Genomic DNA, 3,361 nt, shown 5'->3' on the forward strand with positions numbered 1-3,361 from the left:
CAGGGACCGGCTTCCGTCTCAGTCTCGGGAAGTGAAACCGTCGTGTAGACGCGGTAGGTCGTCTCGCCGTGTTTCTCACGAATCTCGGGAATCGTTCCGCGGGCGATTATCTCGCCGCGGTTCATGATGACCACGCGGTCGCAGATGGATTCGACGTGAAACAGGTTGTGAGCGCTGAAGACGACGGTCTTGTCTTCGTCGCGGGGGTCCTGTACGAAATCGAGGACGACGTTCGTCGTCAGCGGGTCGAGACCGCTCGCGGGTTCGTCGTAGATGAGCAAGTCCGGGTCGTTGACGAGGGAGCGAGCGATTGCGACCTTCCGCTTCATTCCCTTCGACATGTCGCCGAGGCGTCTGTCGCGGTATTCGAGGTCGAGACGGTCGAGTACCGCCCCGGTCCGGTCGTCGGCCACGCCGCGGGGGACGTCGTACAGGTCCGCGAAAAATCGGAGGTACGACCGCGGCGTCATGTCCTCGTAGAGCGGCGACTCTTCGGGGAGAAACCCGAGTTTCCGGCGCATCTCGGGGTCTTCGGGGTCGAACCCGAGCACCGACGCCGTGCCGGAAGTGGGTTCGACGAGTCCGGCGAGCATCTTCAGCGTCGTCGTCTTGCCCGCGCCGTTTGGGCCGACGATGCCGAACACCTCGCCCGACTCGACCGAGAAGTCGCTGCCCACGACGGCCGGAAAGTCGCCGTAGGTCTTTCGCAGGTTCTCGACCGTAATCATTGACGGAACGTTCGGGTAGCCACGAATAAATGGTTCGTGCGGAATTTCAGAACTGATAGGCTTCCCCTCCGCGGGACAACAGTTTCGTCCCTCTCACGGCGAATGGTCGGGCATGCCCGCTGAGGATTTTCGTCGCCCGAGTTCGTCCGCTTCGTCGGTGGGGTTGTGGCCGGGGCGCTTCTCGCTTACGTCGCCAACGCCGAGTCGTAGGTGGTGTCTGGGTTAGCAGTGGCGCTTACCGGACTGGGCGGGCTGTTTCTCGTCATCGGCGTGGTTGGGGCCGGCGTGATGAAGTTCCGAAAAAGGTCGTAGTCGAACTGCCGCCGTGTCGGCGCGCGTCGTCTACTCGTACTCGTAGAAGCCCTTGCCCGTCTTCTTACCGAGGTCACCAGCGGCGACTTTGCGCTTGAGCAGGTACGCCGGTTTGTAGCGGTCGCCGAGTTCCTCGAAGAGCGTCTCGGAGGCGTCGAGACAGATGTCGAGACCGATGTGGTCGGCGAGGGTGAGCGGGCCCATCGGGACGTTCGTACCGAGGGTCATGCCGCGGTCGATATCCTCCTTCGAGGCGACGCCTTCGTCGTAGGCGCGGATACCCTCGTTGAGCCACGGCATGAGAATGCGGTTGGTGACGAACCCGGGTTTGTCGTCGGATTCCCACGTCTCCTTGCCGAGGTCTTCGGAGAACTCGTGGGCAAACTCGACGACTTCGGGGTCGGTCTTCTCGCCGCGGACGACTTCGACGCCCTTCATGATGGGGACGGGGTTCATGAAGTGAAGCCCGACGACCAGTTCGGGTCGGTCCGTCGCGGCCGCGATAGTCGTAATCGAGAGGGTGCTCGTGTTCGTCGCGAGAACGACGCCTTCGGGGACGATTTCGTCGAGGTCCGCGAAGATGTCGCGTTTGATGTCCATGTTCTCGACGGCCGCCTCGATGACGAGGTCACACTTGGTGAGGTCTTCGAGGTCGGTCGTTCCGAGGATGCGGTTTTTCGTCGCCTCGGCTTCGTCCTCGGTCATCTTTTCCTTCTCGACGAACTGCGAGAGACTGTCGTCGATGGCAGAAAGACCGTTCTCGACGTACTCGTCTTTGAGGTCGCGCATAATCACGTCGTAGCCACTCATCGCGGCGACCTGCGCGATTCCGTTACCCATCGTTCCAGCGCCGACGACGCCCACCGTGTCAATGTCGTTCGTACCGTGCATGTGCAGCACTGCGCAAGGTGGCGAGGTAAAACTTGCCGAAGCGTCCAAAATAGTGACAAACTCGTGACTATCACGGAAACGCTCAAGTTCGGGGCCGAAATGGAGATATGCAACGGTGACTGGCGCGAATGACACGGGCAAACACAACGGCGGCGGCGCTGAAGGGGGAATGGGGGACGTGCAGGATCACCTAAACGACGCCAACGAACAGTCGATAGAGACAGACGAACAACCGGCCGGCACGGATGGGGGTCCGACCGATTCGGATGGGGGTCTGAACGATTCGGACAACCATCCGACGGATGCCGACGGGCATGCAACGGACACTGACGAGCAACCAACCGATACTGACGAGTACGCAATCGAGCCCGGTGAGTATTCGCCGGAATACGGCGAGTACGCAGCCGAAACTGACGAACTTCCCACGGACACCGACGAGGCGATAGAGCACCTCCTCAGACCGCGTCCGTACGACGCGCCCGACGCCGTTCCGGGCGGGCTACAAGACCTGAAGTACATCGGCCCAGCGACGGCCGACGCGCTCTCCGCGTCGAACATCGACGCGGGAGCCATCGTCGACGGGGAAGTGTGCTACCGCGACCTCGTCGAGGCCGGCGTCAATTCCGGCGTCGCGGCGAAGATTCGACGCTGGCATTCGCTGTCGTGGTCGTTCGGGTCGGGAGACGACCTGGACCGCCGGTCCTCGCAGGTTCGGGGGTTGGGAGACGACGAACGCGAATGGGTCGCCGCGAGTTCCGGCGATTGGGGGTCCGCCGATGACGCAGACGAGTCGTCCGGTGATTGGACGCCCACGGGGCAGACTGCGGCGTCGAACGGGCCGAACCGGGACGGCGACTGGACACCCACGGGGACGGAGTTGTCAGACGATGAAACCCCGACCCAGTCGGAGGACTGGACACCAACCGGGAACACAGAAACGAAAGGGGACAGCCCGAACCGAGGGGGCGACTGGACGCCGCGCGGACAAGCCGATACGTCGGCTGACGGGTCCGGAGACGCGCTTGCTGCTGAGGTCGCGTGGCGCGAGCGGTCGAAGCCGGAGCCGCTGACGACGCTCGATGGAATCGACGAGGACAACGCCGAGCTACTCGCCGAGGCCGGCGTCCGCTCCGTCCGGCGACTCGCCACCGCGGACCCGGAACACGTGGCAGATGCACTCCAAATCGACCCGACCGTCGTTAGCGCGTGGAAGTTACAAGCGCGTGACGCGATGGAGTGAGGCAACCGGCAAATCGGCGGAGGTCGCCAGCGAACGACCCTCCGAACATTTACTATACATGTAGTAAGTTCTATTCATGGCACAAATTGCCGTAATATTTGGTTAGGACCTCCATAAACGCAAAATTCGGCATAATCTCCAAAGCGCCCTAGACGTAGTTTTTATATACTGGGTTACACTATCTTGAACC

At 61.9% G+C, this 3,361-nt stretch carries 3 protein-coding genes; 1 reads left to right on the forward strand and 2 read right to left on the reverse strand.

Annotation, left to right across the window (positions count from 1 at the left end):
- Positions 1-728: ABC transporter ATP-binding protein (locus tag QT222_RS04045; protein ID WP_491476386.1), on the reverse strand; the 728-nt coding region annotated here is incomplete at its 3' end.
- A 342-nt stretch (positions 729-1,070) separates the two neighbouring features.
- Entirely contained in the window at positions 1,071-1,931 is an 861-nt protein-coding gene (locus tag QT222_RS04050; protein WP_004056946.1) for a 3-hydroxyacyl-CoA dehydrogenase family protein, read from the reverse strand.
- Between the two features lie 115 nt (positions 1,932-2,046).
- On the opposite strand from QT222_RS04050, the gene QT222_RS04055 reads away from it, so the two are divergent.
- Entirely contained in the window at positions 2,047-3,171 is a 1,125-nt protein-coding gene (locus QT222_RS04055) for a helix-hairpin-helix domain-containing protein (protein WP_491476387.1), read from the forward strand.
- Positions 3,172-3,361: the final 190 nt, after the last annotated feature.

The sequence above is a fragment of the Haloferax sp. s1 genome (assembly GCF_058382125.1).

Excerpts from the sequence above, each read along its gene's own strand:
- QT222_RS04050 (WP_004056946.1), bottom strand. The coding sequence starts at position 1,931 with ATGCACGGTACGAACGACATTGACACGGTGGGCGTCGTCGGCGCTGGA.